Source organism: Flavobacterium sp., from assembly GCF_027490375.1.
Lineage (GTDB): Bacteria > Bacteroidota > Bacteroidia > Flavobacteriales > Flavobacteriaceae > Flavobacterium.
Window position 1 is genome coordinate 1 of record NZ_JAIXYH010000100.1, and the last position, 26,061, is coordinate 26,061.

General features: G+C 41.7%; 25 protein-coding genes. 10 read left to right on the top strand and 15 right to left on the bottom strand.

The annotated features are described in order from the left end of the window. Window positions 1-263: 263 nt before the first annotated feature. The 3 genes from Q0064_RS14520 to Q0064_RS14530 are packed head-to-tail and all read right to left on the bottom strand — an operon-like array spanning window position 264 to window position 5,155. Complete coding sequence (locus tag Q0064_RS14520) at window positions 264-1,664, bottom strand: DUF5689 domain-containing protein (protein WP_298148942.1); 1,401 nt, start codon at window positions 1,662-1,664, stop codon at window positions 264-266. Between the two features lie 11 nt (window positions 1,665-1,675). Next, window positions 1,676-2,287 (bottom strand): choice-of-anchor J domain-containing protein, encoded by a 612-nt coding sequence (locus Q0064_RS14525; RefSeq protein ID WP_298148944.1) that lies wholly within the window; start codon window positions 2,285-2,287, stop codon window positions 1,676-1,678. A 12-nt stretch (window positions 2,288-2,299) separates the two neighbouring features. After that, window positions 2,300-5,155: a carboxypeptidase-like regulatory domain-containing protein gene (locus Q0064_RS14530; protein WP_298148946.1), complete on the bottom strand. Its 2,856-nt coding sequence runs from the start codon at window positions 5,153-5,155 to the stop codon at window positions 2,300-2,302. 133 nt (window positions 5,156-5,288) lie between these two features. Here Q0064_RS14530 and Q0064_RS14535 point away from each other — a divergent pair, with 133 nt between their 5' ends. Genes Q0064_RS14535 through Q0064_RS14545 form a run of 3 tightly spaced genes read left to right on the top strand, consistent with a single transcriptional unit; the run spans window position 5,289 to window position 7,276 of the window. Continuing rightward, a complete protein-coding gene (locus tag Q0064_RS14535; protein ID WP_298148948.1) occupies window positions 5,289-6,389 on the top strand; it encodes an endonuclease/exonuclease/phosphatase family protein in 1,101 nt (366 codons plus the stop codon). Continuing rightward, window positions 6,389-6,745 carry a hypothetical protein gene (locus Q0064_RS14540; protein ID WP_298148950.1) on the top strand — a complete coding sequence of 119 codons (357 nt, stop codon included), beginning with the start codon at window positions 6,389-6,391 and terminating at the stop codon, window positions 6,743-6,745. The genes Q0064_RS14535 and Q0064_RS14540 overlap by 1 nt, the downstream gene beginning before the upstream one ends. Beyond that, window positions 6,746-7,276 carry a 3-hydroxyanthranilate 3,4-dioxygenase gene (locus Q0064_RS14545; protein ID WP_298148952.1) on the top strand — a complete coding sequence of 177 codons (531 nt, stop codon included), beginning with the start codon at window positions 6,746-6,748 and terminating at the stop codon, window positions 7,274-7,276. It begins immediately after the preceding gene. Window positions 7,277-7,322: 46 nt separating this feature from the next. Here Q0064_RS14545 and recJ read toward each other — a convergent pair whose 3' ends face one another. From recJ to Q0064_RS14560, 3 genes are all read right to left on the bottom strand, one after another. Beyond that, the gene (gene recJ, locus Q0064_RS14550; RefSeq protein WP_298148954.1) at window positions 7,323-9,014 is read right to left on the bottom strand and encodes a single-stranded-DNA-specific exonuclease RecJ; all 1,692 of its coding nucleotides are present in this window, start codon (window positions 9,012-9,014) and stop codon (window positions 7,323-7,325) included. 113 nt (window positions 9,015-9,127) lie between these two features. Next, window positions 9,128-9,808: a 16S rRNA (cytidine(1402)-2'-O)-methyltransferase gene (gene rsmI, locus Q0064_RS14555; RefSeq protein WP_298148955.1), complete on the bottom strand. Its 681-nt coding sequence runs from the start codon at window positions 9,806-9,808 to the stop codon at window positions 9,128-9,130. Between the two features lie 2 nt (window positions 9,809-9,810). Beyond that, on the bottom strand, window positions 9,811-10,782 hold the full coding sequence (locus Q0064_RS14560; protein WP_298148957.1) for a hypothetical protein: 972 nt from the start codon (window positions 10,780-10,782) through the stop codon (window positions 9,811-9,813). A gap of 184 nt (window positions 10,783-10,966) precedes the next feature. Between Q0064_RS14560 and Q0064_RS14565 the strand changes: the two genes are divergently transcribed. The 6 genes from Q0064_RS14565 to Q0064_RS14590 all read left to right on the top strand — a co-directional run bounded on the left by Q0064_RS14565 (window position 10,967) and on the right by Q0064_RS14590 (window position 18,341). After that, the gene (locus Q0064_RS14565) at window positions 10,967-11,584 is read left to right on the top strand and encodes a thymidine kinase (protein WP_298148958.1); all 618 of its coding nucleotides are present in this window, start codon (window positions 10,967-10,969) and stop codon (window positions 11,582-11,584) included. Then, window positions 11,584-14,007, top strand: a complete 2,424-nt coding sequence (locus Q0064_RS14570; protein WP_298148960.1) for a bifunctional UDP-N-acetylmuramoyl-tripeptide:D-alanyl-D-alanine ligase/alanine racemase — start codon at window positions 11,584-11,586, stop codon at window positions 14,005-14,007. Before Q0064_RS14565 ends, Q0064_RS14570 begins: the two co-directional genes overlap by 1 nt. A 45-nt stretch (window positions 14,008-14,052) precedes the next feature. Further along, window positions 14,053-14,436, top strand: a complete 384-nt coding sequence (gene mscL / locus Q0064_RS14575) for a large conductance mechanosensitive channel protein MscL (protein ID WP_298148962.1) — start codon at window positions 14,053-14,055, stop codon at window positions 14,434-14,436. 169 nt (window positions 14,437-14,605) lie between these two features. Further along, the gene (locus tag Q0064_RS14580) at window positions 14,606-15,598 is read left to right on the top strand and encodes an aspartate-semialdehyde dehydrogenase (protein WP_298148964.1); all 993 of its coding nucleotides are present in this window, start codon (window positions 14,606-14,608) and stop codon (window positions 15,596-15,598) included. A gap of 105 nt (window positions 15,599-15,703) precedes the next feature. Beyond that, window positions 15,704-16,063 carry a DoxX protein gene (locus Q0064_RS14585; RefSeq protein WP_298148965.1) on the top strand — a complete coding sequence of 120 codons (360 nt, stop codon included), beginning with the start codon at window positions 15,704-15,706 and terminating at the stop codon, window positions 16,061-16,063. 169 nt (window positions 16,064-16,232) lie between these two features. Next, window positions 16,233-18,341 (top strand): prolyl oligopeptidase family serine peptidase, encoded by a 2,109-nt coding sequence (locus tag Q0064_RS14590; RefSeq protein WP_298148967.1) that lies wholly within the window; start codon window positions 16,233-16,235, stop codon window positions 18,339-18,341. A 52-nt stretch (window positions 18,342-18,393) separates the two neighbouring features. Here Q0064_RS14590 and Q0064_RS14595 read toward each other — a convergent pair whose 3' ends face one another. Then, window positions 18,394-19,059, bottom strand: coding sequence for a queuosine precursor transporter (locus tag Q0064_RS14595; RefSeq protein WP_298148968.1), 666 nt, complete (start codon window positions 19,057-19,059; stop codon window positions 18,394-18,396). 317 nt (window positions 19,060-19,376) lie between these two features. Between Q0064_RS14595 and Q0064_RS14600 the strand changes: the two genes are divergently transcribed. Further along, the gene (locus Q0064_RS14600) at window positions 19,377-20,555 is read left to right on the top strand and encodes an acyl-CoA dehydrogenase family protein (protein WP_094486725.1); all 1,179 of its coding nucleotides are present in this window, start codon (window positions 19,377-19,379) and stop codon (window positions 20,553-20,555) included. 278 nt (window positions 20,556-20,833) lie between these two features. On the opposite strand, the gene Q0064_RS14605 is transcribed toward Q0064_RS14600, so the two are convergent. The 8 genes from Q0064_RS14605 to Q0064_RS14640 all read right to left on the bottom strand — a co-directional run bounded on the left by Q0064_RS14605 (window position 20,834) and on the right by Q0064_RS14640 (window position 26,010). Further along, window positions 20,834-21,166, bottom strand: coding sequence for a 2Fe-2S iron-sulfur cluster-binding protein (locus Q0064_RS14605; RefSeq protein ID WP_298148970.1), 333 nt, complete (start codon window positions 21,164-21,166; stop codon window positions 20,834-20,836). Window positions 21,167-21,178: 12 nt separating this feature from the next. Beyond that, window positions 21,179-22,231, bottom strand: coding sequence for an NAD(P)/FAD-dependent oxidoreductase (locus Q0064_RS14610; RefSeq protein WP_298148972.1), 1,053 nt, complete (start codon window positions 22,229-22,231; stop codon window positions 21,179-21,181). A gap of 184 nt (window positions 22,232-22,415) precedes the next feature. After that, on the bottom strand, window positions 22,416-22,670 hold the full coding sequence (locus Q0064_RS14615) for a NifU family protein (protein WP_094486721.1): 255 nt from the start codon (window positions 22,668-22,670) through the stop codon (window positions 22,416-22,418). An 11-nt stretch (window positions 22,671-22,681) separates the two neighbouring features. Further along, complete coding sequence (locus Q0064_RS14620) at window positions 22,682-23,824, bottom strand: Mrp/NBP35 family ATP-binding protein (RefSeq protein WP_298148976.1); 1,143 nt, start codon at window positions 23,822-23,824, stop codon at window positions 22,682-22,684. Between the two features lie 52 nt (window positions 23,825-23,876). Next, the gene (locus tag Q0064_RS14625) at window positions 23,877-24,122 is read right to left on the bottom strand and encodes a hypothetical protein (protein WP_298148978.1); all 246 of its coding nucleotides are present in this window, start codon (window positions 24,120-24,122) and stop codon (window positions 23,877-23,879) included. Beyond that, entirely contained in the window at window positions 24,112-24,696 is a 585-nt protein-coding gene (locus tag Q0064_RS14630) for a DUF420 domain-containing protein (protein WP_298148979.1), read from the bottom strand. The genes Q0064_RS14625 and Q0064_RS14630 overlap by 11 nt, the downstream gene beginning before the upstream one ends. A gap of 1 nt (window position 24,697) precedes the next feature. After that, window positions 24,698-25,372: an SCO family protein gene (locus tag Q0064_RS14635; protein ID WP_298148981.1), complete on the bottom strand. Its 675-nt coding sequence runs from the start codon at window positions 25,370-25,372 to the stop codon at window positions 24,698-24,700. Next, the gene (locus tag Q0064_RS14640; protein ID WP_298148983.1) at window positions 25,372-26,010 is read right to left on the bottom strand and encodes a hypothetical protein; all 639 of its coding nucleotides are present in this window, start codon (window positions 26,008-26,010) and stop codon (window positions 25,372-25,374) included. Before Q0064_RS14640 ends, Q0064_RS14635 begins: the two co-directional genes overlap by 1 nt. Window positions 26,011-26,061: the final 51 nt, after the last annotated feature.

The window sequence follows — 26,061 nt, forward strand, 5'->3', positions numbered from 1 at the left end:
GGGTGAACTTAACCCTGGCGAGTTGCTCCTCAGCAGAGCTCGATTCCGTTTCAGTTCAAAACAAATTTCAAATCAAAAAACTATATTTACAAACTGTCGAAAAAGCCGACCACTTTCATGTCATATAACTTTGTTCTTTTCTACCGTCGTATTCGGTCACGAGAAGTGTTCCCAAATAGCTATATCACGTTTATCTCTGAAGTAACATGCAAAAAAGCCACTCTATTGAAAGAGTGGCTTTTAAAATGAAATAAATAAATATCTTAGTTAATAACGATATTATCTATCTGCATGGTTGTTGTAAGACCTGCTAAACCACTGCCTACATATTCGAAAACAAAGTAACCGTTTCCTGTAAGTGAGGCGGGTATTGCGTAGCTACCGCTGTTGGTAAAATTGGCTGGATAGCCACTTGTCAAACCGGCAGAAATAGTAAAGCTCGAAGTAATATCAACCAAGTTACTATTATTCACAATCGTGCCAGGAGTATAATTTTCAGCCGTTATATAATAAACTTTTAACACAGCGCCGTTCGTAAAACCTGCTTTAGACTGGAAAGAGAATGTGTTTGCTGTACCAAAATTAACCGGCACGTAAAATAGAGTTCTATTATCCTCTGGCGTTCCTCCAAAAGAAGACATTTGGATGTACTTGTTTCCTCCAAAAGTTCGAACTTCCCAGTATCTTGATCCTGCAAAAGGATCGTTAACATAGGCAGGAAAGGAACGGTTAGCTGGCGAAGTAGTTGTGTACGACTCGAAATTTTCGTTTAAGGTGTTCACAAAATTCAATTGACTTCCAACTAGTGTTGGCGCTAAATCAACTGCAAGTCGTGGTTGGTCTAACATAATATCGCGTGTAGTGCGAGCTAGAAATTGATAGTCACTACCGAATTTTGTTAAAATACCACGAACTTTTCCGCTGTTTTGAGTGGCAATATCGCCCGCAAAAGAGGCAAAACTTGATGTTCTGAAAATGATTCTATTGTTATTACGATCTTGTAAAAGATGATTAGTTGCGCCACCTAAGTCGTTTGCGGCTTCATAGAGAGATCTTCCAACAACTTCATCAACAAATTGCACGCCGTCAAGCTCGATCAATGTATTTAAGTTCGCATCGTTTAATGCTTGAGGAATTGTTAATGTGCGTACTAGTTCGCTTTCTGGCGCTGTAGTACACGATTTCACAACTACTTTCCCCACATTAAACATTGAAATTCTTCCTACCGCAAAATCTCCAGAGTCTAATTGGAACGCACTTCCGATACGCATAGATCCATTATAAATGTCGGTGTATTGGTCTTTCATTTTGATGTACACTTTCATACCCACCGGATAATTAGTGAAAGCACCAACGATATCTACGGGCACGCTAAATGCTACCGGCTGCTGTCCTACCGCTGGTTTAGTTTGCAGCGAAATACTTTTGTAGAAATTTCCACCTTCATCACTTGAAACTACGTAGGCTTCAATAACATCGTCTCCCGTGTAAGGGAAAGCTGGATCAACTACTGGAGGCACTTGATTAATAATTTCCTGAACAGTTTTAGTAACTGTCAAAACGTTGTCGGCACAATCAGCAGAAGGCTCGGCAAAATCGTCATTAACGCAGCTACTTACTGTAGCAGCAAACAAACCAAGTGTTATATATTTTAGTAATTTCATTTTCGTAATTATTAATTGTTGTAGTACACTCTAAACGAATCTATTTGGTATGATCCGTCCAAAGCACTGTTTGAACCGGAACCGGTGTATTTAAATGCAATTCGTACTTTCCCAGTAATGTCGTTTAAACTGATTTCCCCTGAATCTTGAAATTCAAAGAAGGTAGCGTCTGGAGTTGGTAAATTCGCTACGATAGGCGTCCAAGTAGCAGCAGCGACATTGGTACCGTCGTAATTCGTTGAGTAAAACACTTCCAATTTATTTTGCGAAGACGACACATAACTTTGTGAGCTTTGAAATCTTAAAATCTCACCTTCTTGCTTATCTAAATCAATCTCTGGGCTAATTAACCAACCAATAGTACTCGCATCAGTCGATTGGAATGGGCTAAATTCCGCGTAGCCATTCCCTTGATAAATTTGTTGTTTCCACAAAACAGTTCCAGCTGTTGCCACATTTTGCCAACCATCAATAGTTAATAACGTATTATCTGCTGAGTGCAAAAAGTCTTCAAAAGCAACCACCGGAGTGATATCTGGAATTGAAGTATCGTCTTCTTGTGTACAAGCGCCTGCCAGAATGCTTAATCCAGCGAATGCTAAAAATTTAAATGCTGTTTTCATATCTGAGACTACTTAAAAATTAATGTATAAATTTATGAAATACGTTCTTCCAAAGCCATAAAAATAACGGTTTCCGAATGCTGGGGTACCGCTAAGCACGTCTTGATTTAATAAACGGAAATTTGAGTTTCTCGGTTGCTCAAATCCACCTGTTTTATACGTTACATCAAACACGTTGTTTACAGATGCAAAAAACCCGAAAGTGTTGCCTTTAATTCTCCAAGATTTACCTCCTGTAAGATTAACTAAAGTATAAGGATCGAATTTTTCCTGCTTTAACAATTCTCGTGTGCGCTCTGGTGTAGCTTCTGGAAATGGTAAATTAAACGGATCTTGGAAGTTTGTAACGAAATCATTCGTTCTCAATAAAGGTGCAATATCAATGTACGTATCTGCTAAGTAGTTCACATTCGCACCAATCCACCAAAATTTCGGATCGCGGTATTCTAAGCCAAAGCTATAGGCCTGTTGTGGCATACCAGGCTGGCGGTAATTCTTCAATAAAGCTTGACCTCTAGACGATACCGGAGTAAGAATATCGGCATTTTCAGCTGCGGTGGAATCACTATTTAAGAAAAGATTCGGATTGCTATCGAAAATGTATTCGCCGTAAGATGCTGCAAGTGTTGCTTTTAACGTTGATGTAATTTGGTATTCCGAACCGAATTCAACCCCCATATTTCTTCTTGCCACACCGGTCATTGTTTGAGCAACGAATGCCGATTCTGCACCATCCTCTCCTCCTTCATCCAATACAGCATCAGCGAAGAAGAACGTGTTAGTAGTAGCATTTCTTACTCGAGTAAGGAACCCGGTAAGTTTAAGTTTGAATGTTGGTGTTCTTAGGATATAACTCAAATCCATACTTGAAACATTCTCACTTTGAATGTTATCAACTACGTTATTATTTAAACGAGTATTGAAAAAGGTGTTTCTCATTGTTGGTGCCTTAGTTAGGTGCGCACCATTGAAGTTAATGAAGTTTCTTCCCGTTAATTTCCAAGTGAATCCTCCTTTGAATGCAAAGTTTTCAAAATCAACATTTTCGCTTTTTCCAAAAGAATTGTTTGGATAAATTCCGTTTCTGTAAAGTCCTTCTCTTTGGTAGTTCGTTGCTGTAAACGATTGTGCCAAATAGAAATCTATTTTTCTATAATTGAATCGGAATTGTGTGAATGCGTCTAGTGTGTTTGCACGCAGAATGTAGTTGTAACCGTAACGATCTCCCACACCTACATTGCGGTTCGGATTGTTCAAATCGGGTTGCGCTGCATCTCCCGTAAAGAAAAAGTCGTAATCTGCAAAGTATGTTCCTCCTAAAAGGTCAAGTACATTTTGGAAATTTTCTGAATGTAGTGTTCTGTATGAAACACCAGCGTTCATTGCAATGTTATCGGATAATTGCGAACTCAAAATCGAATTGGCTACCCATAATTTATCGTCGGTACGATCTTCGTAAAGAATATAATTACTTCTTCCGTCTACACTGTTGCGGTTTGCGCGATAAATGGCATCCCAATTGATTTGACGGTTATTTAAAAACGTTTGTCGAGCTTGGTCGGCTAAAGCAACATTAGCTGGGTCATCTCCTTGGAAATCAGTGTAATCATCTAGGTTCCAAAGAGAAGTATAGTAGCTCGGTAAGTTTCTGTAATAGGTTGGTTCCCATAAAAATCCGATGCTGTTTCCATTGGCATCTATACCTGTAGCTTGTTCTGCGGCATCGATACGGCTGTTGCCAATCTTACCAAACTGATGCATTACGTTTGTAGTCAGTTTGTTTTTATCATTAATTTTCCAATAATGGCTCAACATAAAAACAGGTTCTTCTACCTCGCGAACGCGGCTGTTTCTGCGCTCGCCTTCCTGATATCCCCACCAAGAGTTGTATTTCACACCTGCTAAATCGGTAACTTCTTGAGTGTTTGCCGAGTTTCTACCACGCTTATTTTGCGCATATATCGCTGTAAAGTTCAAGCTGTGATTCTCACCAATTTTCTTTTCTACTGAAGCAAATAATGAGTTTGCATCGTAATCCGTGCCTTCAAAGTAACCTTGAGTTGCCCAACGACGACCTGCAGAAACAACATAAGCCCAGCCATCTTTATTCATCCCCGAAGCATGCGTACCCATAATGCGGTATGAGTAGTTGGTATTTGTTCCAGCGAAAGATACACGAGATCCTGGACGATAAATCGACGCACGCGTATTGATCTCCTGTGTTCCTAAAATTCCTCCAAAGTTATAATCCGACGGAGCCGTACCAAAGGTAAACTCTTGGTTACGTGTTGCATCGTTTAATCCACCCCAGTTACCCCATTGTGGGCGACCATCGAGGATTTTATTCATCACAACACCATTAATCATAGTTGTTCCGTACTCGTTATCAAGACCACGTATTCTAAAACGCGCCTGACCCCAGTTGAAAGCTGCTGCTTGCTGGTAAACGTCGCGAGTAGCTTGTAAAAGCCCTGCCGTGTTTTCTGAACCAGAGTTGTCGTCGCCCAAATCGTTTTCTACAATAGTGATTAAAGCTAATTGCTGTTCCTCAGTTTGGTCTTCTGCTAAAACAATTGTTCCCAAATCAAGGGTTTGCCCTTCTTCAATTTTAACATTCAGCAGTTGTCGATTAAATCCGGCACTTACAACGCTAACAATCTGATTGCCCGTTGGCGCCTTTTCAATCGTAAACTGACCTAATTCGTTAGTAAATGTTGTTAAAGCAGAGTTTTCAACGCTAACAACTACGCCTTGTAAAGGCTGTTTGGTTTTAGAATCAACTACAAGTCCGGTTACCTTAGATTCGGTCTGTGCCCAACCTACCAAAACCTGTAAAACAAGTAGTGTACTGATTACGAGTCTCTTCATATAAATATAAAAGTTAATAAAATGTCAAGATTAATTTTTTCTTAACGGGTGCAAAAGTATAGCATTAATTAATATTATCTACTTTTGTGACCGACTTTAAATCGATTCTTCATATTAATTTAATATTCTACTTATGCGAATTTCTAAATGGAATGCCATAATTGTTCTTTTTTTTGCAATTCAGGCCTCGTTTTCACAGGCTAAAAAGTATTATGTGCATACCGTTGCGTTTTACAACTTCGAAAATTTATTCGACACCATCAACAATCCAAATAATGATGAAGAATGGTTGCCTAACGGTGCTCAGAACTGGACATCCAAGAAATATAAGAAAAAATTAACAAATCTGTCGCGTGTTTTGTCTGAAATCGGAACTTCAGATCAGCAAAAAGAAATGCCGGTACTTATTGGTGGTGTGGAAATTGAAAATCGCGGAGTACTCGAAGATTTAGTGAAACAACCGAAACTGCTGCCGGGTAATTACGGTATCGTTCATTACGATTCGCCAGATAAACGCGGAATCGATGTGGCGTTGCTCTACCAAAAAAAGCATTTTAAGCCTACCAGCTACAAGAATATTCCACTCCTAATTTACAGAAACAACCAAAAAGTTAAGGAAAAGAAAGAGGACGAAGAAGTTTCTGACGATAAAATTGAAGTAGCTACCGACGACCGCGTGTACACCCGAGACATTTTATTAGTTACGGGCTTACTCGATGGCGAAGAAATTCACGTTTTAGTAAATCACTGGCCGTCGCGTTCGGGAGGTGAGAAAAAAAGTAGTCCGTTTAGAGAAGCAGCTGGAAAATTGAATCGCAAAATCATGGATTCGCTCTTTAAAATTAACCCAAAAGCGAAAATAATTACCATGGGCGATTACAACGACGGCTCGTACAACAAATCAATTAAGCTTGGAATTGGCGCTAAATTGAAGAAAGATGAAGTAAAAGAAGGCGACATCTACAACCCATTCGAACAAATGGCTAAAGAAGGACACGCAACACTCTTTTACCGAGATAGTGGCGATATTTTCGACCAGATTATGGTTTCGGAAGGACTAGTAAAAGGCGATTACAGTACCTTTAAATATTGGAAAGCAGGAATTTTTAATAAATCGTATCTCATCCAAACCGACGGTCAGTACAAAGGATATCCGCTGCGCCATTCTGCAAACGAAATCGGTTATAGCGACCACTTTCCCGTTTACATTTACCTGATTAAAGAAGGAAAATAATGAAAAAGCTTCTTGTTCTTTTGGCTTTCTTCGCTTTCGCGGAAACCTTCGCGCAGGACACAATTTCTACGAAAGTAATTACCAATTTTATCGGCAAAGACAAATTCGTAAAAGGAAAAGTGGTTGGCGTTCGTAAATCGACCGAAACGAATTTGATTACTCTCAATATCGACGCAGCATTTCCGAACAATATTTTTAGTGTAGTCGTTAGTGAGAAAATGCTTACTCGATTAAAAATTGATTACAACAAACTGAAAGACAAAAATGTCGTCGTAAAAGGAGTCATTGTTAACGGAAAGGAATCCGGCGGTTTGCCTTCTATAATCAATCCACAAAAGTTCGCAATCGTCAAATAGATGGAAGAACCATTTAACCTCTTTCAGTGGATTTCCGAAAACAAAGAGCTCCTAAAACCACCCGTTGGCAACAAACAACTTTTTGTAGAATCGGGCGATTACATCATCATGATTGTAGGTGGTCCGAACGCTCGAAAAGATTTCCACTATAACGAAACCGAAGAGTTCTTCTTTCAGCTGGAAGGCACAGTTGAATTAAAAATTCAAACAGAAAACGGTTTAGAAATTAAAAAACTTGGTCCGGGAGATGTGTATTTACATCCTGCGAAAACGCCACATTCGCCCGTTCGTTCGGCTAATTCGGTAGGTTTGGTTATCGAGAGAAAACGCGACAATCAAGGTTTTACCGATGGTTTGCTTTGGTATTGCGAAAATTGCAATCACAAACTTCACGAAGTTTATTTTGAGCTGAAGAATATCGAAACCGATTTCCTTCCGCATTTCAAAGCATTTTATGCCAACGAAGAATTAAGAACCTGTTCAGTATGTGGCACAAAGATGGATACCGATCCAAGATTCGTTAGCAACTAATTCAATACAAATCCTTCGATTACTGTAACCCGATTGCAGCGATGAGTTAAACCGATTTTCGAAAGTCAATCACAATTAATTGAAGCTTTCTAACGTCGCGAAATTCGTTATAGTTAATCGTGTAAACAACATCAACACTACCCGAAGCCTCGTCAACTCTAGAGCCTTGCTTAAAAGCTATCGCCGTAATTTTTCGCTGATCGTCGAGTTCCAATTCAAAACTCAAATGCGATTTATCTTTGCCAACTGTTCGCGCCGAGGCAGCAATTCGTACATTTTTGCTTAAAAATACAGGTTTCATGTGTGCGGGTCCAAAAGGCCCAAGCCTGCTGTAATTAGCTACCAGGTTATCCGACACACGTTGGATGTCGATTTCCATGTCGATTTCGATTTCAGGCTCGAGCGTTTCCGGCGCACGCAATTCCCGAACTACTGCATTAAAGGCTTTTTTAAATTCGGTATAGTTTTCAGGTAAAATCGTCATTCCTGCGGCAAAAGTATGTCCGCCAAATTGTACCAAGTGATGCTGGCAGGCTTCTAAAGCTTGGTACAAATCAAATCCAGCAACCGATCTTCCCGACGCGGCGTAAACTCCGTTACTTTTAGTGAAAACCAAAGTGGGTCGGTAATGCGTTTCAATTAGCCGCGAAGCTACGATCCCGATTACGCCCTTGTTCCAATGTGCGTTGAAAACGACTGTAGCCGGTGCCTCTTCCTCTTTGTTTTTACGAATCTGTTCCAAAGCTTCTAGCGTCGTTTTTTGATCAAATTCACGTCGCGTCTCATTGTACGATTCTATCGCATCGGCAAAAGATTGCGCTACTTGTTCGTCGGTTTCAATCATCAATTCTACCGCGTCACGTCCGAGATTAATACGTCCCGCTGCATTGATTCGTGGCGCAAACACAAAAACCAAATCTTCCAAATCGAGAACTTTCTTTTTCGATTTCTGCTTCAAAGCTTTTAATCCAACGCGGCAATCTCGATTAATCAACTCCAAGCCAAAATGCGCCAGAATCCGATTTTCGCCCGTCAACGGAACTATGTCTGCCGCTATGGCAATAGCTACAAAATCGAGCAAACTCCAAACAAAATCAGTGTCGTTTTCAAGTTTGCGTTCTACGGCCTGAACCAGCTTAAACCCAACGCCACAGCCGCAGAGCTCTTTGTACGGATACGCGCAATCGGCTCGCTTCGGATCCAAAACGGCTACTGCGTCAGGAATAATGGCACCGGGTAAATGATGATCGCAAATGATAAAATCAATTCCAAGTGTTTTTGCATACGCCACCAGCTCAACCGATTTAATTCCGCAATCTAGCGCAATGATCAAAGTAAAGTCGTTGTCGGCGGCAAAGTCGATTCCGCGTTTCGAAACGCCATAACCTTCGGTGTATCGATCGGGTATGTAATGAGATACCGAAGTTGTTTTTGTAGCTAAATAGGTGTACATCAACGAAACGGCCGTAGTTCCATCTACATCGTAATCACCAAAAACCAAAATGCGTTCGTTTTGATTAAGTGCTTGTAAAACACGATTCACGGCAACGTTCATGTCGCGCATTAAATACGGATCGTGAAGCGCACTTAAATCCGGATTGCAAAAATCGCGAGCAGCCTCAAAATCGCGAATATTTCGTTGCAAAAACAAGCTGGCCAAGATTTCGCTTTTTATTCCGGCATCTTGAAGGGCTTGTATTTCGTGAAGTTCGGGTAGTGGTTTTAATTTCCAGCGCATAAGTTTTCTGTATGGAATAGAGCTAACGAATGTAAATGCTTTTTCGGATATGGAATTACGGCTTTTCCGTAAAAAAGATAAATTTCAGTTGAAAAAAGTTCCCTGAATTAAAATTATTTCCGCAGCTTTCCAGCGATGCACACCACGAATTCTCCTTTTATCGCTTTCGCAGAAAAATGAGCGATCAATTCAATTGCGGTTCCGCGAACGTTTTCCTCGTGTAACTTCGAAAGTTCCCGACTACAACTAACTTGTCGATCTTCACCAAAATACGTTTTTATTTCCTCTAAAGTCTTTAACAATTTATGAGGAGAAACATACAAAACCACCGTTCGTACTTCTTCGGCGAGTTCAAGTAAACGCGTTTGCCGCCCTTTTTTTTCGGGGAGAAATCCTTCGAAAACGAAGCGATCTGATGGAAAGCCGCTGTTCACCAACGCAGGAACAAAAGCCGTTGCACCCGGCAAGGTTTCGACTGGTATGCCGTTCTCCACGCATGCACGAACCAATAAAAATCCGGGATCTGAAATTGCCGGAGTTCCCGCATCACTAATTAAAGCAAGTACATTTCCGTTTTGCAGTTTTTGAATTAAACCATTTACGGTTTGATGCTCGTTGTGCATGTGATAACTCGACATAGGCGAGGAAATCTCGAAGTGTTTGAGTAATTTCCCGCTATTTCGGGTGTCTTCCGCCAAAATTAAATCGGCTGCTTTTAGCACCTCAATAGCTCGGTAGGTCATGTCGCCCAGATTTCCAATCGGCGTTGGAACAACAAATAATTTACCCGTCATTATTACGAAAAGCGTCTTTTTATAATGTCTAAAAATCGCTCTACATATTCATCCTTTCCATTCCAATTATTGTAATCAGGACGCACCATTTCGTCAATAAATTCAGTGGCTTCTTCGTAAGAATTAAATGTGCTGAGCTGAGAAACAACACGATTCATGTCTTCTGCGCTTCCGCCGAAAAGATTGCGCTCAAATCCGATTCGGTCGTTTAGGCCAAACTGAAAACTGCGCAACCCATTTTCGGGCTGCGTTTCAAAAGAAACCGACTTAGTTTCCTCCACTTCGGTTGCTGTAGTGAAAGTCGGTTCAAACGATAAGTCAACCGCAGGAGTTTTTACTTCTTCAATGGGCAAATCAAAAGGCGTTTCAATGTTTTCAACTACATTCTCAGCTTCAATCCGTGTTTCAAGAATAATTTCTTCTTCTTCAGATTCCTCTATAACTTCTGCGGAAGCGGGCTCTTCACTTTGAGTTTCCTCAATTACAGGAACGGCATCTGAAACTTTGTCGAAAATAGGTTCGGTATAATCGCTACCCAATAAATCGGCGAAACTAATTTGTTTTGGTGCTTCACTGCGCGTTTCAAATGCGGGAACAGCTATAGGTTCGGGGGTTGGTTCCGGTTCGGGAATTTCTTCGACAACAGGCGCAGCCGTTACTTCTTCGACCAAGGAAATTTCAGAAACTTCCTCAACCACAGCATCAGAAATCGGGGTTTCTTTTTCTTCTGCGACAGCGGTTTCCAAAACAGTAGCTGCTGGCTTTTTGTAATGTTCGACAACTAAATCTTGAATCTCAGCCTTGCCAATGGTAGGCATGACGGAGCCAAATTGCGTTTCTACAAAAAGCAAAACACTTAATTTCTCGTACAAGTTTTTAGCTTCTTCATGCAAAACCCGAAGATCTGAGCTGTCTTTTAGTTTCAAAACACGGTGCGCAATGCTAATTAATTCGCCTTCTACTTTCTTTTTCATAAACACGAAGCGGTTGTAAATTTTCTTTTCTATTGATAAACAGTTGTTCTGCGAAGCCGAGATTCTACATTCACGTATAGAAAATTTGGCTACATTTGAAACGCTGAGCTGGGGTTAAAAATGATCGCACAACGGCTACAAAGTAATAAAATCTAATCAGTTTCAACTTCACAATTGCCGAAAAATGTTTCTTGAAAATACCGTTAATCACAAAGAGCAGTTTGGATGGATAGAAGTTATTTGCGGCTCCATGTTTTCGGGAAAAACGGAAGAGCTCATCCGACGACTCAAACGCGCGCAATTTGCCAAGCAAAAAGTTGAAATTTTTAAACCTGCAATCGACACACGCTACCACGATGAAATGGTGGTTTCGCACGATGCTAATGAAATTCGTTCCACTCCGGTTCCTGCTGCAGCTAATATTCGCTTGTTGGCACAAGGTTGCGATGTGGTTGGCATCGATGAGGCACAATTCTTTGATGATGAAATTATTACTGTTTGTAACGATTTGGCAAACAGCGGTATTCGCGTTATTGTTGCCGGTTTGGATATGGATTTTAAAGGAAATCCGTTTGGGCCCATGCCTGCCTTGATGGCCACCGCCGAGTACGTCACGAAAGTGCACGCCGTTTGTACCCGAACCGGAAATTTGGCTCACTACAGTTTCCGTAAAACCGATAACGACAAACTTGTTTTGCTCGGCGAAACCGAAGAATACGAACCCTTATCGCGTGCGGCTTACTACAACGCCATTCGCGAACAAGCCGAGAACAAGAGCGAACCTTCAAACGAATTATCGTAATGTTTTCGTGGAAAGAAATTTGTTCGTTACTGAATAAAACCGTAACACCAACGGACGATTTTCTCTTTACACATATTTCCACCGATTCGCGATCGGGTAACAACAATGAAAAAACAGTTTTCTTCGCTTTAAGCGGACCAAATTTTAACGGCGCCGATTTTATTGAAAAAGCCGTCGAACAAGGCGTTCGCTACTTTGTTAGCGAACAAGATTATCGCGGAAATGTATCCGGTATTCAGGTACTGCTCGTTCCTAATGTTTTGCAAGCCCTTCAAAAACTCGCCGCTTCGCACCGCGCAAAATTTGCCTTACCCGTAATTGCCATAACCGGCAGTAACGGCAAAACGGTAGTAAAAGAATGGCTGTACTACTTGCTTTCGCCGGATTATTATATTGCTAAAAGTCCGAAAAGTTATAATTCTCAAGTGGGCGTGGCGCTGTCTGTACTAACACTTGAACAACAACACAACTTAGGGATTTTTGAAGCAGGAATTTCGACCACCAACGAAATGCAGGCACTTGCCGACATGCTACAACCCGAAATAGCGGTTTTAACCAATATTTATTCGGCTCATGACGCGGGTTTCGAGAATCGGGCGCAGAAATTTTCAGAAAAAGCAAAACTCTACACGTCGGCTCGTTTGGTGATTGGTGAATACGAAACATTTGAGCAATTTACCACAATCGATCAGCATTTTTACGCGTGGAGTTTCTCGAATAAATCGGCTCGTGTTTTTATTCAGAAAGAAGTGCTCGAACACACAACAAGGCTTGAAATACAGACTAATTCAAAAACTTTTTCTTTAAGCTTGCCGTTTACCGACGGCGCTTCGATACAAAATGCAGCACATTGCATTACAACCATGCTGGCGCTGGAAATTGATTTTCAAACCATCGCAAATCGAATTAGTTCGTTGCCTCAAATCAACATGCGTTTGTCGATTAAAAACGGCGTGCGCAACTTACAAATCATAGACGATTCGTATAGTGCCGACTTACAATCGCTGCAAATAGCACTCGACTTTTTGAAAAATCAGTCTTCTGCACTGAAAAAGATACTGGTTTTGTCTGATTTTGCGGAATCGGATGCCCACACGCTAACAAAAATCGAGCAATTGCTGCATCAATATGATTTAGCCGAGATAGTCACTGTGGGGGAATGGTCTCGCGAAATTAAAGGCACAGCATTGCGGAAGCACTTTGAAACTACAGCCGATTTTTTACAAGACGAAACACTTCGCAGCTGGTCGAATGCTTCGGTTTTAATAAAAGGTGCTCGGAAATTTGAATTCGAGAAAATTCTAAAAATTCTCGAACAGCAAAAGCACGAAACCGTACTGGAAATTAACTTGAGTGCCTTAACGCATAATCTAAATCACTATAAATCGAAGCTGAAACCTGGCGTGAAACTCATGGTCATGGTAAAAGCTTTTGGCTACGGAAACGGCGGAGAAGAAATTGCGCGATTACTCGAATTTAACAAAGTTGATTATTTAGGAGTAGCGTTTGCCGACGAAGGGGTAAAACTCCGACAAGCGGGAATTACGGTTCCGATTATGGTTTTGAATCCAGAGTCGACAGCTTTCGATGAGATTATTCAATATCAATTGGAACCTGAAATTTACAGTTTTCGTGCCTTGAACGCTTTCGCGGAAGCAACACGAAAAGTTGGCACAACGGCATATCCGGTTCACGTAAAAATCGATACAGGCATGCACCGACTGGGTTTCGCTCCAGATTCTGTGGCCGATTTAGCGCAAGAACTTACAAACGTACCCGAGGTGGAAGTGAGATCGGTTTTATCGCACTTGGCCGCTAGCGACGATTTAAACGAACGTTCGTTTACGGAACAGCAAATCGAACGATTTTTAAAGGCAACTGAAGTTCTACAAAAGCAATTGTCGAAAAAGTTCTACAGACATATTTTAAACACGTCTGGACTCATAAATTATCCCGAAGCGCAATTTGAAATGGTACGTTTGGGAATCGGTTTATATGGATTGGCTTCTAGTGACGAAGAACAAAATCAGCTCGAAACAGTTGGAACACTAAAGTCGATAATCTCGCAAATTCATGAACTTCAAGCGGGCGAAACGGTAGGATATAATCGGCGATTCAAAGCAAAAGAAAAAACATCAATTGCAACAATACCAATAGGTTACGCGGATGGAATTCCCAGGTTTTGGGGCAACGAAAATGGTTATGTGATCATTCACGAACAGCCGGCACCGATAGTAGGTTCGGTTTGTATGGACATGCTGATGGTAGATGTTAGCGCAATTGCATGTCGCGAAGGCGACGCGGTAATCATCTTCGGAAAGCGTCCTACTGTTCAAGAAATTGCAAAAGCGGGAAGTACGATCAGCTACGAAATTCTAACTGGCATATCCCAGCGCGTGAAAAGAATTTTTTTCCGCGAATAAGGTTTTTAGTACTTTCACAATTATTAACCAAAAAAACCACAAAAAATGGGAATGATTTCTGAATTTAAAGCCTTTGCTATGCGAGGCAATGTCGTTGACCTGGCTATCGGGGTTATCATTGGAGCGGCATTTAGCAAAATTGTCACTTCTTTCATTGACGACGTGCTAACACCATTGCTTTTAAAACCTGCTCTCGAAGCAGCGAATTTGAGTAAACTCGAAGAGTTAACTATTTTCGGAACCGTAAAATACGGACTGTTTCTATCGGCTGTAATCAACTTTTTGATCGTGGCGTTTGTGTTGTTTCTTGTAATTAAAGGAATTAATGCGGCTCGTAAGAAAGAAGCTGAAGCGCCTGCAGCTCCGCCAGCACCAAGTAACGAAGAAAAGTTACTTATGGAAATTCGCGACGCACTAAAAAACAAATAAGAACTTTTTTACGTGCTCAGATTTTCTTGTAGGAATTGAAATTCATACCGCTCACTATATATTCTAACTTAAGCCATCCCACAAGGATGGTTTTTCTTTATTGTATCATAAAATTCTAGTTCGAATCGGAGTGTATTCGCTAATTTTGCGAAGCTTAAAAATTAACAAAATGAAAGTTGCAGTTGTTGGTGCCACCGGAATGGTTGGCGAAATCATGTTACAAGTTCTTGAAGAACGTAATTTTCCAGTTACCGAGCTAATACCGGTTGCTTCTGAGAAATCGGTTGGAAAGAAAATTTCGTTTAAAGGTCAGGAATATACCGTTGTTTCTCTCGAAACTGCTGTTGCCATGAAACCACAAATAGCACTTTTTTCAGCCGGTGGCGGAACCTCGCTCGAATGGGCGCCAAAGTTCGCAGAAGCGGGTACGACAGTAATCGACAATTCGTCGGCTTGGCGAATGGATCCGACCAAAAAGCTTGTTGTTCCTGAAATCAACGCACAAGTGCTAACCGCTGCCGATAAAATTATTGCCAATCCGAATTGTTCTACCATTCAAATGGTTATGGCTTTAGCGCCGTTGCACAAAAAGTACCAAGTTAAGCGAATCGTTGTGTCTACCTATCAGTCGATTACCGGAACGGGTGTTAAAGCTGTGAAACAACTCGAAAATGAATTCGCGGGAATAAGCGGTGAAATGGCTTACAAATACCAAATTCACAAAAATGCAATTCCGCAATGCGACGTCTTTGAAGATAACGGCTACACGAAAGAAGAAATGAAACTCGTTCGCGAAACACAGAAAATATTGAACGATAACAGTATTGCCGTAACTGCAACGGCCGTTCGCGTGCCTGTGGTAGGAGGTCATTCGGAGGCGGTGAACGTAGCGTTCGAAAATGATTTTGAATTGGCCGACGTTCGAAAAATGCTTGAAGAAACTCCGGGCGTAACTTTAGTCGATAATATTCAAGAATTTGAATATCCGATGCCGCTGTTTGCACAACATAAAGACGATGTTTTTGTAGGGCGTATTCGCCGCGATGAAAGCCAGCCAAACACATTAAATCTGTGGATTGTTGCCGACAACTTGCGCAAAGGAGCAGCTACAAACACGATTCAAATAGCCGAATATTTGGTAGCTAATAAAATCGGGTTTTAAGAATCCGACACTTATTTGTGAATTGAATTCGTAAATATTTAGTAATTTAGGAAACTATTAACCATTTTCCTATTACGTTAAGTTAAACGCTAAAATGTTTACGCTATGAATTCACAGTTTACCAAAATCGTTCGTATTTTTTTAGGCATCGTGTTGTTGTTCAGTGGAGCCAATAAATTTTTTGAGTTTTTGCCCAATCCCGAAGCCGACTTTCTGGATTCATTTGGCGAAGTTTCTTATCTGCTAACCTTTGTCGGCGCACTTGAAATCGTAATTGCAGGTTTCCTATTAGCAAAAAAGTGGGTTGCCTTCAGCCTAATTTTACTTGCGCCCATTTCAATCAACATTTTGTTGTTTCACTTGTACGTGCACCCAAGCACTATTGCTCCGGCGGTAGTTATTGGTTTGTTTAATGCGATTTTAATCTATAAGCATTGGCCACAATACCGTCCGCTATTTATGTAGTTAGTGGCATTCTATTTACTAGTGAAGCCATTTTTAATAGAATGGTCTGACGAACAATTTTCGGTCACGGCATTCTTCATTTTGGTTGAGCTGCGTGCTGAAAGTGATTTTTAATCTCATTCGAGTAAATACGTTTTCTTTACTAACTTGCCACTAAATTTTAAATCGTATGAAATTAGTGGCAATTTCTGTATTCTTGGGCCTTTCGTTCGCCTCGCTTGCGCAGAACAGAAGCGAATATCAATATCCTAACACACGCAGAGGATCGGAATCGGACGTGTATTTTGATTTAAAAGTCGATGATCCCTATCGATGGCTTGAAGACGATCGTTCGGCCGAAACCGCAGCTTGGGTAATCGCGCAAAACAAAACTACTGCCAAATATCTGGAGCGTGTTTCCTTTAGAGACGAAATCAGAAACGCGCTGGAAAAGAAAATGAACTACGAGAAAGTTTCGGCTCCTTTCGTTCGTGGAAACTACACCTACTATTATAAAAACAACGGATTGCAAAATCAATCGGTACTTTTTCAAATCGACAAAAACGGAAATGAAAAAGTTTTCCTCGATCCAAATACTTTCGCAAAAGACGGAACCACGTCCCTCGGAGATGTGTCTTTTTCTCCAGAAGGAAGCCTAGTAGCCTATTCTATTTCTGAAGGCGGCAGCGATTGGCGAAAAATCCGCGTTATAGATGTAGAAACAAGAAAACCAATTGGTAATGAATTAATAGACGTTAAATTTAGCGGCGTTTCTTGGTATAAAAACGAAGGCTTTTACTATTCGAGTTACGATAAACCAAAAGGAAGCGAACTTTCTGCAAAAACCGATCAACACAAGCTCTATTACCACAAACTAAAAGAACCTCAAAGTAAAGATAAATTGATTTTTGGCGAAGAAATCAAACGCCGATATGTAGGTGGTTATGTAACTGAAGATCAGCGTTATTTGTTTATTTCAGCGGCAAACTCTACTTCTGGAAATGAGTTGTATTTTATTGATATAAACAGCAAAGAGCGTACTATTGTTTCCCTTCAATCTGGCTTCGATTACGACCTCGATGTATTGGACACGGAAGGAAACTTTGCTATTGCCAGTACAAACAAAGATGCACCAACGGTTCGAGTAGTTCGAATCGATTTACAAAATCCAACGAAACCATGGAAAACAATTATCGAAGCAACCGAGAACGTACTGTCAGCATCAACCGGCGGAGGTTTTATTTTTGCGTCGTACCTAAAAGATGCCAATACCGCAGTCTTTAAATACGATTATTCGGGCAACTATATTGCAAACATAAAACTGCCTGGTTTAGGAACAGCGTCGGGGTTTTCTGCAAAAAAGAAAGAAACAACTTTGTATTATTCGTTCACAAATTACATTACACCGGGTGCAATTTATCAACTCGACATTAAAGAAGGAACATCACAGCTTTTTAAAGCTCCAAAAGTTGACTTCAATCCTGATAAATATGTTTCTGAACAAGTTTTCTATTTAGGCAAGGACGGAGAAAAAATTCCAATGACCATAACTTACCGCAAAGGATTAGTTAAAGACGGAAGCAATCCAACGATTTTATATGGTTACGGTGGTTTTAATATTAGCCTAACACCGCAATTTTCGCCAACCGTTGCTGTATGGCTCGAAATGGGAGGCATTTACGCAGTAGCCAATATTCGTGGCGGCGGCGAGTACGGTAAAAGATGGCACGACGGTGGCCGACAGTTCAAGAAACAAAACGTATTCGACGATTTTATTGCCGCAGCCGAGTACCTATCTAAAGAAAAATATACTTCCCCACAGCGATTGGCCTTGCGTGGTGGTTCTAACGGCGGATTACTCGTGGGTGCAGTAATGACACAGCGCCCAGATGTTGCCAAAGTCGCTATTCCAGCAGTTGGCGTACTCGACATGTTGCGTTATCACACCTTCACAGCGGGCGCCGGATGGGCGTACGATTACGGTACTGTTGCCGATAGCAAAGAAATGGCGTCCTATCTTTTCAAGTATTCGCCTGTACACAACGTACGTGCTGGCGTGCAATATCCTGCAACTATGATTCTAACCGGCGATCACGACGATCGCGTTGTGCCTGCACATAGTTTTAAATTTGCAGCCGAGTTGCAATCAAAGCAATCAGGGCAAAATCCAACCTTAATTCGTATTGCAACAAACGCAGGTCACGGAGCAGGAACACCACTTGCCAAAGTAATCGACGAAACAACCGATGTCTACGCATTTATTTTGTACAATTTTGGCTATCGCGGTATGCCACAGTAGGGAAATAGAAAGAACACGAATAACAAAACGCTACTCGATTGAGTAGCGTTTTTTATTGCGAAAGCCGCACCGGATCGTTCTTCAAATAATTACTTATCGCGTAGTGTCCGAGGTAAATCAGTGGTGTTAGCAAAATGGCCAACGAAAGTTTAAAGGTATAGCCTGTAAGCGCTGAGCTTATAAACGTATCAAAGTCGATTTTCCCAGGCAAGTAAAACGCGATTCCTAAAACTACAAACGAATCAATTAATTGGGAAATGACCGTCGAACCCGTACTGCGCAACCAAATTTTCGATCCGCCGGTTTTCGATTTTACGAAATTGAAAATCGTTACGTCTATGAGTTGCGACAATAAAAATGCAGCAATACTTCCCACAATAATCCACATACTTTGGCCAAATACCGCGGTAAAAGCCTCATCCGAAACCGGCGAAATTCCTTTGGCGGCCGGCACGCTGATGGCAACAAACAACAAGATAAAGGCATAAACAATTAAACCCGCCGTGATAAACGATAGCTTTTGAACACCTTGCTTGCCAAAATACTCATTGATTAAATCAGTAGTTAAAAAAACAATCGGCCAAGGAATAATTCCAATACTCATAACAAACGGCCCGATTTCAATAAGCTTCCCGCCAATCAATTCGGCCACAACGGCATTAGTTATGAAAATTCCGCACAGTATTACAAAAACTAAATCCTTTCTGGTTTTAAACATAAATGGGCTTTGTGTAAAGATATAATTAATTTAACAACCCTCCTTTTACGCAAGAAGGTTAGAGGTAAAGTCCTGTCAATCAGCGATAAATTAAAAAATCGAATACCTGTAAAAATCTAGCAACAAAGATTTTAAATCGAATTAAAGCGCGTTTTTTAAAAGATCAAAACCTCCTTAAATCCTATTTTTTTCGCCTTTAAAAAAACGAGAATGCGAATTTACATCTCTTCTGCTTAAACCATTCTAAAACAATTGTTATATCCTTACGAAATCGAGATAGTTTAGCTAAATTTGCAGCCGAATTATAATTCACTTCTATGAAACCAGATTTATTCCAAGCACCGGATTATTATTTGTTAGATGATTTATTGACCGAAGAACACAAACTCGTGCGCGATGCCGCTCGTGCTTGGGTTAAACGCGAAGTTTCGCCCATCATCGAAGATTATGCACAAAGAGCCGAATTCCCAAAGCAAATCATTAAAGGTCTTGCCGAAATCGGCGGCTTCGGTCCGTATATCCCAGAAGAATATGGCGGCGCTGGTTTGGATCAGATTTCATACGGACTCATCATGCAGGAAATCGAACGCGGCGATTCAGGCGTACGTTCTACCTCTTCCGTGCAATCGTCGCTCGTCATGTATCCGATCTGGAAGTACGGAAACGAAGAACAACGCCAAAAATACCTTCCAAAATTAGCTAGTGGCGAAATGATGGGCTGTTTCGGATTAACCGAACCCGATTTTGGTTCGAATCCAGGCGGTATGGTCACCAATTTCAAAGATATGGGCGATCATTACCTGCTAAACGGCGCAAAACTATGGATCTCTAACGCTCCGTTTGCCGACATCGCTGTTGTTTGGGCTAAAAACGAAGAAGGTCGTATTCACGGCTTAATCGTAGAGCGCGGTATGGAAGGCTTCTCAACGCCAGAAACACACAACAAATGGTCGTTACGAGCTTCGGCTACGGGCGAGCTCATTTTTGCAGATGTAAAAGTTCCAAAAGAGAATTTATTGCCAAATAAAAGTGGCTTGGGCGCACCACTAGGATGTCTCGACTCAGCGCGCTACGGAATTGCTTGGGGTGCTATCGGCGCCGCTATGGATTGCTACGACACGGCCTTACGTTATGCTAAAGAACGTGTTCAGTTCGACAAACCTATCGCGGCCACGCAATTGCAACAAAAGAAATTAGCCGAAATGATTACCGAAATCACCAAAGCGCAGTTGTTAACGTGGCGTTTAGGCGTATTGCGTAACGAAGGGCGCGCTACAACAGCTCAAATTTCGATGGCAAAACGCAACAACGTCGAAATGGCGTTAAACATCGCTCGCGAAGCACGTCAAATCCTTGGCGGAATGGGAATCACCGGCGAATACAGCATCATGCGCCATATGATGAACCTCGAATCTGTGGTAACTTACGAAGGTACGCACGACATTCATTTGCTCATCACCGGAATGGACATCACAGGCCACTCGGCTTTCAAATAATAGAAATTCAAATTTCAAGTAAGAACGCGCTTTTTATAGGCGCGTTTTTTTATGGTTGTCGGTTTTATTTGGGCGTATCGGCGGGTAATTTTTCGCAACAAACGAAACGTCCTTACGCCCGCCGCCGCGCTTTCCGTTCCAAAAAAAGGCGGCGCCTGCCTATTTTTCAATATTTAAAAATCGGCTTCTTTCAGTCGCCCATTTTTAAAAACAAAATTGGGCAGGCGCCGCATTTTGTTTTCACTACAATCGCTTACGCAGAAAATATGTTTAAACAATCATTCTTCGGGCGCAAGTGCAACAGCCAAACCTTCAATCTCGGGCGTAATATGAATTTGGCAACCTAAACGGCTGTTGTCTTTTACAAAATTCGCTTCGCTGAGCATCGCTTCTTCTTCATCCGACTTTTCGGGAAGTGCAACATCGTTTAGTACATAACATTGACACGAAGCGCACATGGCCATACCGCCGCAAATACCAATAGTTCCTTCGGGAGCTAATTCGTACGCACGAACTACTTCCATCAAATTCATATTCATATCGGTCGGAACAGCAAGCGTGTGCGTAACGCCCTCGCGATCGGTAATGTGTAAGGTAATTTCGTTTTCCATGCTCGTTCGAATTTAGTCGATGGCTTTTACAACAGCTTTTTCCGCTTCTTTTCGGCTGCCGTCAAAGCCGTCGATTCCTGAAACGGTCGTGTATTTCATTACGTATTTCTTCCCCGGATTGAGTATTTGATACACACTTTGACACATTAACGTAGCTTCATGAAAACCGCACAAAATCAGTTTCAATTTGCCCGGATAGGTGTTTACATCGCCAATAGCATAAATACCTTTGATGTTGGTTTGGTAGTCGAGTGCATTGTTCACTTTTATCGCGTTCTTTTCAATTTCCAACCCCCAATTTGCTATGGGTCCGAGTTTGGGAGTGAGTCCAAACAACGGAATGAGGTAGTCACAAACAATGTTGCGTTTACTTCCGTTTTCGTCTATGGTAATCGATTCTAAGGCATCCGAACCCTGTAATTGCGCAACTTCGGCTGGCGTTATGAGTTTAATTTTACCTAAGTTTTTTAACTCTTGAACTTTCTCTACACTGTCGAGTGCACCGCGAAATTCGTTACGTCGGTGAATAAGCGTTACTTCTTCGGCAACGTTTGCAAGAAAGATACTCCAATCCAAGGCCGAATCGCCACCTCCGGCAATAACTACTTTTTTATCGCGAAATTTCTCTGGATTTTTCACGAAGTATTCGACACCTTTATTTTCGTAAAATTCGAGGTTTTCGAGTACGGGTTTGCGCGGTTCGAAACTACCCAAACCGCCAGCAATAGCAATGGCCTTGGCGTGGTGTTGGGTTCCGGCATCGGTGGTAACGATAAACGATCCGTCTTCCAACTTTTCGATGTGTTCGGCTTTTTCGCCTAGGGTAAAACCAGGTTGAAATTGCTTGATTTGCTCCATGAGGTTGGTCACCAAATCGCCCGCCAATACTTCGGGATAACCCGGAATATCGAAGATGGGTTTTTTGGGATACAACTCCGAAAGCTGCCCGCCAATCTGCGGCAAGGCATCGATGAGGTGGCATTTTATTTTAAGCAAACCGGCTTCGAACACGGCGAATAAACCTGTGGGGCCGGCTCCGATGATAAGCAAATCCGTTTGAATCATTTTTCTTTTAAGCTACGTTATTTGGTTACGTATTTCGGTAACGTATTTGGGTGAGGGATTACCTTCGGTCAGTTCGGCTGAAGCCTCGGGTGAAGCGTAAATCCTGCTACGACGCAAGAAGTAGCAGATTGCAGCGGAAAGCCCGACCGCCCGGAGGTACGGAGGGTGGGCACCCCCAAAAAAATCAAGCACTAATATTAACAACCGTTTCAATCTGCGGCGCCCACTTTTTAATTGTGGTTTCCACACCAGCTTTCAGTGTCATTTGGTTTACACTGCAATGCGTGCAAGCCCCTTCGAGCTTTACGGTTACGTGCTTGTCATCGTCAATGGAGATGAGTTTTATGTCGCCACCGTCGGAATTCAAAAAAGGTCTGATTTCCGCGAGTGCGCTTTCCACGCTGTTTTTAAGTTCTTCTGAGTTTTGTATAGCTGTCATGTTTGTGTTCTTTAAGAAGTTTTCTTAACCGCCGAGCAGCCTGCCATCGTTGTGATTTTAACGGCTTCAGTGGGTGGTAAATTTTCGTTTCTAAGAACGGTTTCTTCAACTACATTCTTAGTAATTTCTTCGTAAATGTACTCGACATGCGAGTCGGTTTGCAAAGCTGCGGGGCGACCGTAATCGCCGGCTTCGCGAATGCTTTGAATCAACGGTACTTCTCCGAGGAAACGCACGTCGAGATCGGCGGCTAAATTGCGCGCACCATCTTGTCCAAAGATATAGTATTTATTTTCAGGCAGTTCTGCTGGCGTAAAGTATGCCATGTTCTCAATAATTCCAAGAACGGGTACTTTAATGGCATCCGACAGGAACATGGAAACACCTTTTTTGGCATCGGCAAGCGCCACGGCCTGTGGTGTACTTACGACCACGGCACCTGTGATTGGCAGCGCTTGTAAAATGGAAAGGTGAATATCGCCGGTTCCCGGAGGCAAATCGATTAATAAGAAATCGAGTTCGCCCCAATTGGCATCAAAAATCATTTGGTTTAAGGCTTTGGAAGCCATTGGTCCGCGCCAAATAACGGCTTGCGAGGGCGAGGTAAAGAAACCAATCGACAATAATTTTACGCCGTAGGCTTCAATGGGTTTCATTTTCGAACGTCCATCTACGTCTATCGAAATAGGTTTTTCATGTTCAACATCGAACATAATGGGCATGGATGGTCCGTAAATGTCGGCGTCAAGAACTCCAACACGGAATCCCATCTTTGCCAAGGTTACTGCTAAGTTTGCCGTTACGGTCGATTTTCCAACACCACCTTTTCCGCTGGCAACGGCAACGATGTTTGAAATACCCGGCAACTCGTTTCCTTTTATCGGAGCTTGTGTTGGCTTTTCGGGCTGAACTACTTTGGTATTTACTTTTACGATTAGTTCTTCACCAAAGCGTTCGGTAAGAATTTTCTTGATGTCGTCCTCGGCGCGTTTACGGATATGCAGGGCGGGCGAGGCAAGGGTTACATCGACAACCACTTCGTTGCCGAAAGTGAGCACGTTAGTTATGGCACCACTTTCTACCATGTTTTTTCCTTCTCCGGCAATGGTGATGGTTTCGAGTACGTTGAGTATTTCTTTTCTATCTAGTTTCATAAAGCGTTGAACCGCACAAAGATACTTGTGCTTAAGGATTTAAACCAATTTGTTATTGAATTTCGTGGTGCTGCATTTTTCGTTGCGCAGCACTTTTTTGTCGATTTTTATAAATGATGTATCCGATGGCTCCGACCAAAATGTAAGGAAATGCCATTAGATATACGATTCCGTCGTTAACAGCTGCTGCTTTTTCGGCGCCGTCTTCGGTTTCTAATACCGCGCGGCACATAGCGCATTGTGCCTGAGCACTTAGCGTTGACAACAACAAGGCAGCAAAAAGTAATTTAGCTCGCATAATACGGTGAAATCATGAGGTAAATAATCACTCCAGTAACGGCAACATACAACCACATTGGGAAAGTAATTTTAGCTAAAGCTTTGTGTCGTGCGAAATTATTACTGATTGCTCTCACATAAGTTAGTAGTACAAATGGGATGATAATTACAGATAAGGAAATATGGGTGAACAAAATGAAATAGTACACATAACGCACAAAACCTACGGCTTGAATTTCAGCTTCCGACAGTATTTGGTCGTGGTTGGTATCCCCAAAATTCGTGTTTTCGGCGCTACTGTGATAGGCTACATACATACCTAGAAAGGCTACGGAACACGCGATAGCCGTTTTCATAAGGCGTTCGTGTAAAGCGCGGTTTCCGTTCTTAATTGCAAAAACGGCGGTAACGAGTAGCACGGCAGTTAGTCCGTTAATTGCGGCGTAGATAGGCGGCAGAAACGAGAAAGGTTTCACGTGTATGCCAAAATCGCTGAGTTTTACACTAAATAAAACAGCAACCGCAACGGGTATAGCTATCGATAATACGGCAATCCAAATGTTGTATTTTTTCTCTGCAGAGGTATTTTCCATGTTAGTTTAGAAGCGTTTTGATGTCGGTTATTAGTTCAGTAACTGCTTTTGCGGAAAGTCCGTCGTAATAAACAATCGGGTTTCCAAAATCGTCGGTACGGCTTTTTATGTTTCCGTTTTTGTCTACGAGCGCAAAAAGCCCGGAATGTTCAAAACCGCCGGCAACCTTGTTGTTTTGACCCGCATAGAGGTTAAAACCGCGGGTAGCAACTTCGAAGGTATATGCTTTATCGGCACGAACAAAGTTCCAGTTTTCCGAAGCACCGAGCTTTTCCGCGTGCTTTTTCAATACTTCGAAGGTGTCGTTTTCCGGATCGATGCTCACCGAAACAATCTGGAAATCTTTTCTATTGGCAAACGTACTGTCGATCTGACGCATGTTTTTGTTCATTACAGGGCAAATCGTTGGACATTTAGTGAAGAAAAATTCGACGAGGTATATTTTACCTTCGAGCGATTTGTTATCTATTATTTGTTCGTTTTGGTTTTTGAAGCTAAACTCTGGTGCAGGTCCGATTTTCAAAATACTGGCCGTTTCGCGATCAATATTAGCTACGTTAAGTCGGTCGTTTTTAACAATATCGCTATTTTGGTAACGGTCGACAATCTTCGGCACGGCCCAAATCCCAAAAATGAGAATCACGAAAGCAATTCCGATGTATGATTTGTTCTTCATTAGATTTGACGTTTAGGCAAGTTCTTTTTAAGTGCCGCGCGATACTCGTAGATTAGAATTTTAAAATCGTCGAGCATTTCGTTACTCAATTCCGATGGGTAAAAGGTTGAATAACCTTCCTTGTATTCATCGTCGTCTTTTCTTCCGCGGAGGTTGCGATCTTTATCAATCAAGAACACTTTATCGGTTCCGGCATACGAATCTAACTTTTCTGTAATTCCGTACGATTCGAAATAACGTTTAATTTCTTCCTGCGAAGCAAATACCGTCTTGTAGCCGGAAAGGTTGGTGGTAGGTTTTAACGCTGTGAAAATAGCAGCAACTTCGTCTTGAGTCTCGGTAGGGCAAACGTATACGAACTGCAAATCTTTAAATTCGAAATAGCGTCGGTAGATTTTCTCATTTAGATTAAAAAAATTACCTCGATGTTTGAGTAACTGCGCGCCGGGAAAAGCAATCACAGTAATTTTCCCTGTAAGCTTTACTGGTTGTTTGGCAGTTGTTTTCCAATCGGGGAGCTCTGCTACAGCTGTTTTTAAAGTGGGTAATTTAGTAAAGCTGTTCACTCCCGATGCAAAAAACAGGTATGCTACAATGGGCAAGACAAACAGAACAAAAAGAACTATATTTTTCTTCATTTTACGCGAAGCTCAGATGGATACAAAAATAAAAAAGGTATGCCAAAGCAT

What these genes read in the sequence shown, in the direction of transcription:
- Q0064_RS14610 (WP_298148972.1), bottom strand. Translation starts at nt 22,231, where the DNA reads ATGATTCAAACGGATTTGCTTATCATCGGAGCCGGCCCCACAGGTTTA.
- Q0064_RS14585 (WP_298148965.1), top strand. Translation starts at nt 15,704, where the DNA reads ATGAATTCACAGTTTACCAAAATCGTTCGTATTTTTTTAGGCATCGTG.
- rsmI (WP_298148955.1), bottom strand. Translation starts at nt 9,808, where the DNA reads ATGACGGGTAAATTATTTGTTGTTCCAACGCCGATTGGAAATCTGGGC.
- recJ (WP_298148954.1), bottom strand. Translation starts at nt 9,014, where the DNA reads ATGCGCTGGAAATTAAAACCACTACCCGAACTTCACGAAATACAAGCC.
- Q0064_RS14590 (WP_298148967.1), top strand. Translation starts at nt 16,233, where the DNA reads ATGAAATTAGTGGCAATTTCTGTATTCTTGGGCCTTTCGTTCGCCTCG.
- Q0064_RS14625 (WP_298148978.1), bottom strand. Translation starts at nt 24,122, where the DNA reads ATGCGAGCTAAATTACTTTTTGCTGCCTTGTTGTTGTCAACGCTAAGT.
- Q0064_RS14620 (WP_298148976.1), bottom strand. Translation starts at nt 23,824, where the DNA reads ATGAAACTAGATAGAAAAGAAATACTCAACGTACTCGAAACCATCACC.
- Q0064_RS14525 (WP_298148944.1), bottom strand. Translation starts at nt 2,287, where the DNA reads ATGAAAACAGCATTTAAATTTTTAGCATTCGCTGGATTAAGCATTCTG.
- Q0064_RS14545 (WP_298148952.1), top strand. Translation starts at nt 6,746, where the DNA reads ATGGAAGAACCATTTAACCTCTTTCAGTGGATTTCCGAAAACAAAGAG.
- Q0064_RS14615 (WP_094486721.1), bottom strand. Translation starts at nt 22,670, where the DNA reads ATGACAGCTATACAAAACTCAGAAGAACTTAAAAACAGCGTGGAAAGC.
- Q0064_RS14630 (WP_298148979.1), bottom strand. Translation starts at nt 24,696, where the DNA reads ATGGAAAATACCTCTGCAGAGAAAAAATACAACATTTGGATTGCCGTA.
- Q0064_RS14635 (WP_298148981.1), bottom strand. Translation starts at nt 25,372, where the DNA reads ATGAAGAACAAATCATACATCGGAATTGCTTTCGTGATTCTCATTTTT.
- Q0064_RS14595 (WP_298148968.1), bottom strand. Translation starts at nt 19,059, where the DNA reads ATGTTTAAAACCAGAAAGGATTTAGTTTTTGTAATACTGTGCGGAATT.
- mscL (WP_298148962.1), top strand. Translation starts at nt 14,053, where the DNA reads ATGGGAATGATTTCTGAATTTAAAGCCTTTGCTATGCGAGGCAATGTC.
- Q0064_RS14535 (WP_298148948.1), top strand. Translation starts at nt 5,289, where the DNA reads ATGCGAATTTCTAAATGGAATGCCATAATTGTTCTTTTTTTTGCAATT.
- Q0064_RS14570 (WP_298148960.1), top strand. Translation starts at nt 11,584, where the DNA reads ATGTTTTCGTGGAAAGAAATTTGTTCGTTACTGAATAAAACCGTAACA.
- Q0064_RS14565 (WP_298148958.1), top strand. Translation starts at nt 10,967, where the DNA reads ATGTTTCTTGAAAATACCGTTAATCACAAAGAGCAGTTTGGATGGATA.
- Q0064_RS14520 (WP_298148942.1), bottom strand. Translation starts at nt 1,664, where the DNA reads ATGAAATTACTAAAATATATAACACTTGGTTTGTTTGCTGCTACAGTA.
- Q0064_RS14560 (WP_298148957.1), bottom strand. Translation starts at nt 10,782, where the DNA reads ATGAAAAAGAAAGTAGAAGGCGAATTAATTAGCATTGCGCACCGTGTT.
- Q0064_RS14580 (WP_298148964.1), top strand. Translation starts at nt 14,606, where the DNA reads ATGAAAGTTGCAGTTGTTGGTGCCACCGGAATGGTTGGCGAAATCATG.
- Q0064_RS14530 (WP_298148946.1), bottom strand. Translation starts at nt 5,155, where the DNA reads ATGAAGAGACTCGTAATCAGTACACTACTTGTTTTACAGGTTTTGGTA.
- Q0064_RS14540 (WP_298148950.1), top strand. Translation starts at nt 6,389, where the DNA reads ATGAAAAAGCTTCTTGTTCTTTTGGCTTTCTTCGCTTTCGCGGAAACC.
- Q0064_RS14605 (WP_298148970.1), bottom strand. Translation starts at nt 21,166, where the DNA reads ATGGAAAACGAAATTACCTTACACATTACCGATCGCGAGGGCGTTACG.
- Q0064_RS14640 (WP_298148983.1), bottom strand. Translation starts at nt 26,010, where the DNA reads ATGAAGAAAAATATAGTTCTTTTTGTTCTGTTTGTCTTGCCCATTGTA.
- Q0064_RS14600 (WP_094486725.1), top strand. Translation starts at nt 19,377, where the DNA reads ATGAAACCAGATTTATTCCAAGCACCGGATTATTATTTGTTAGATGAT.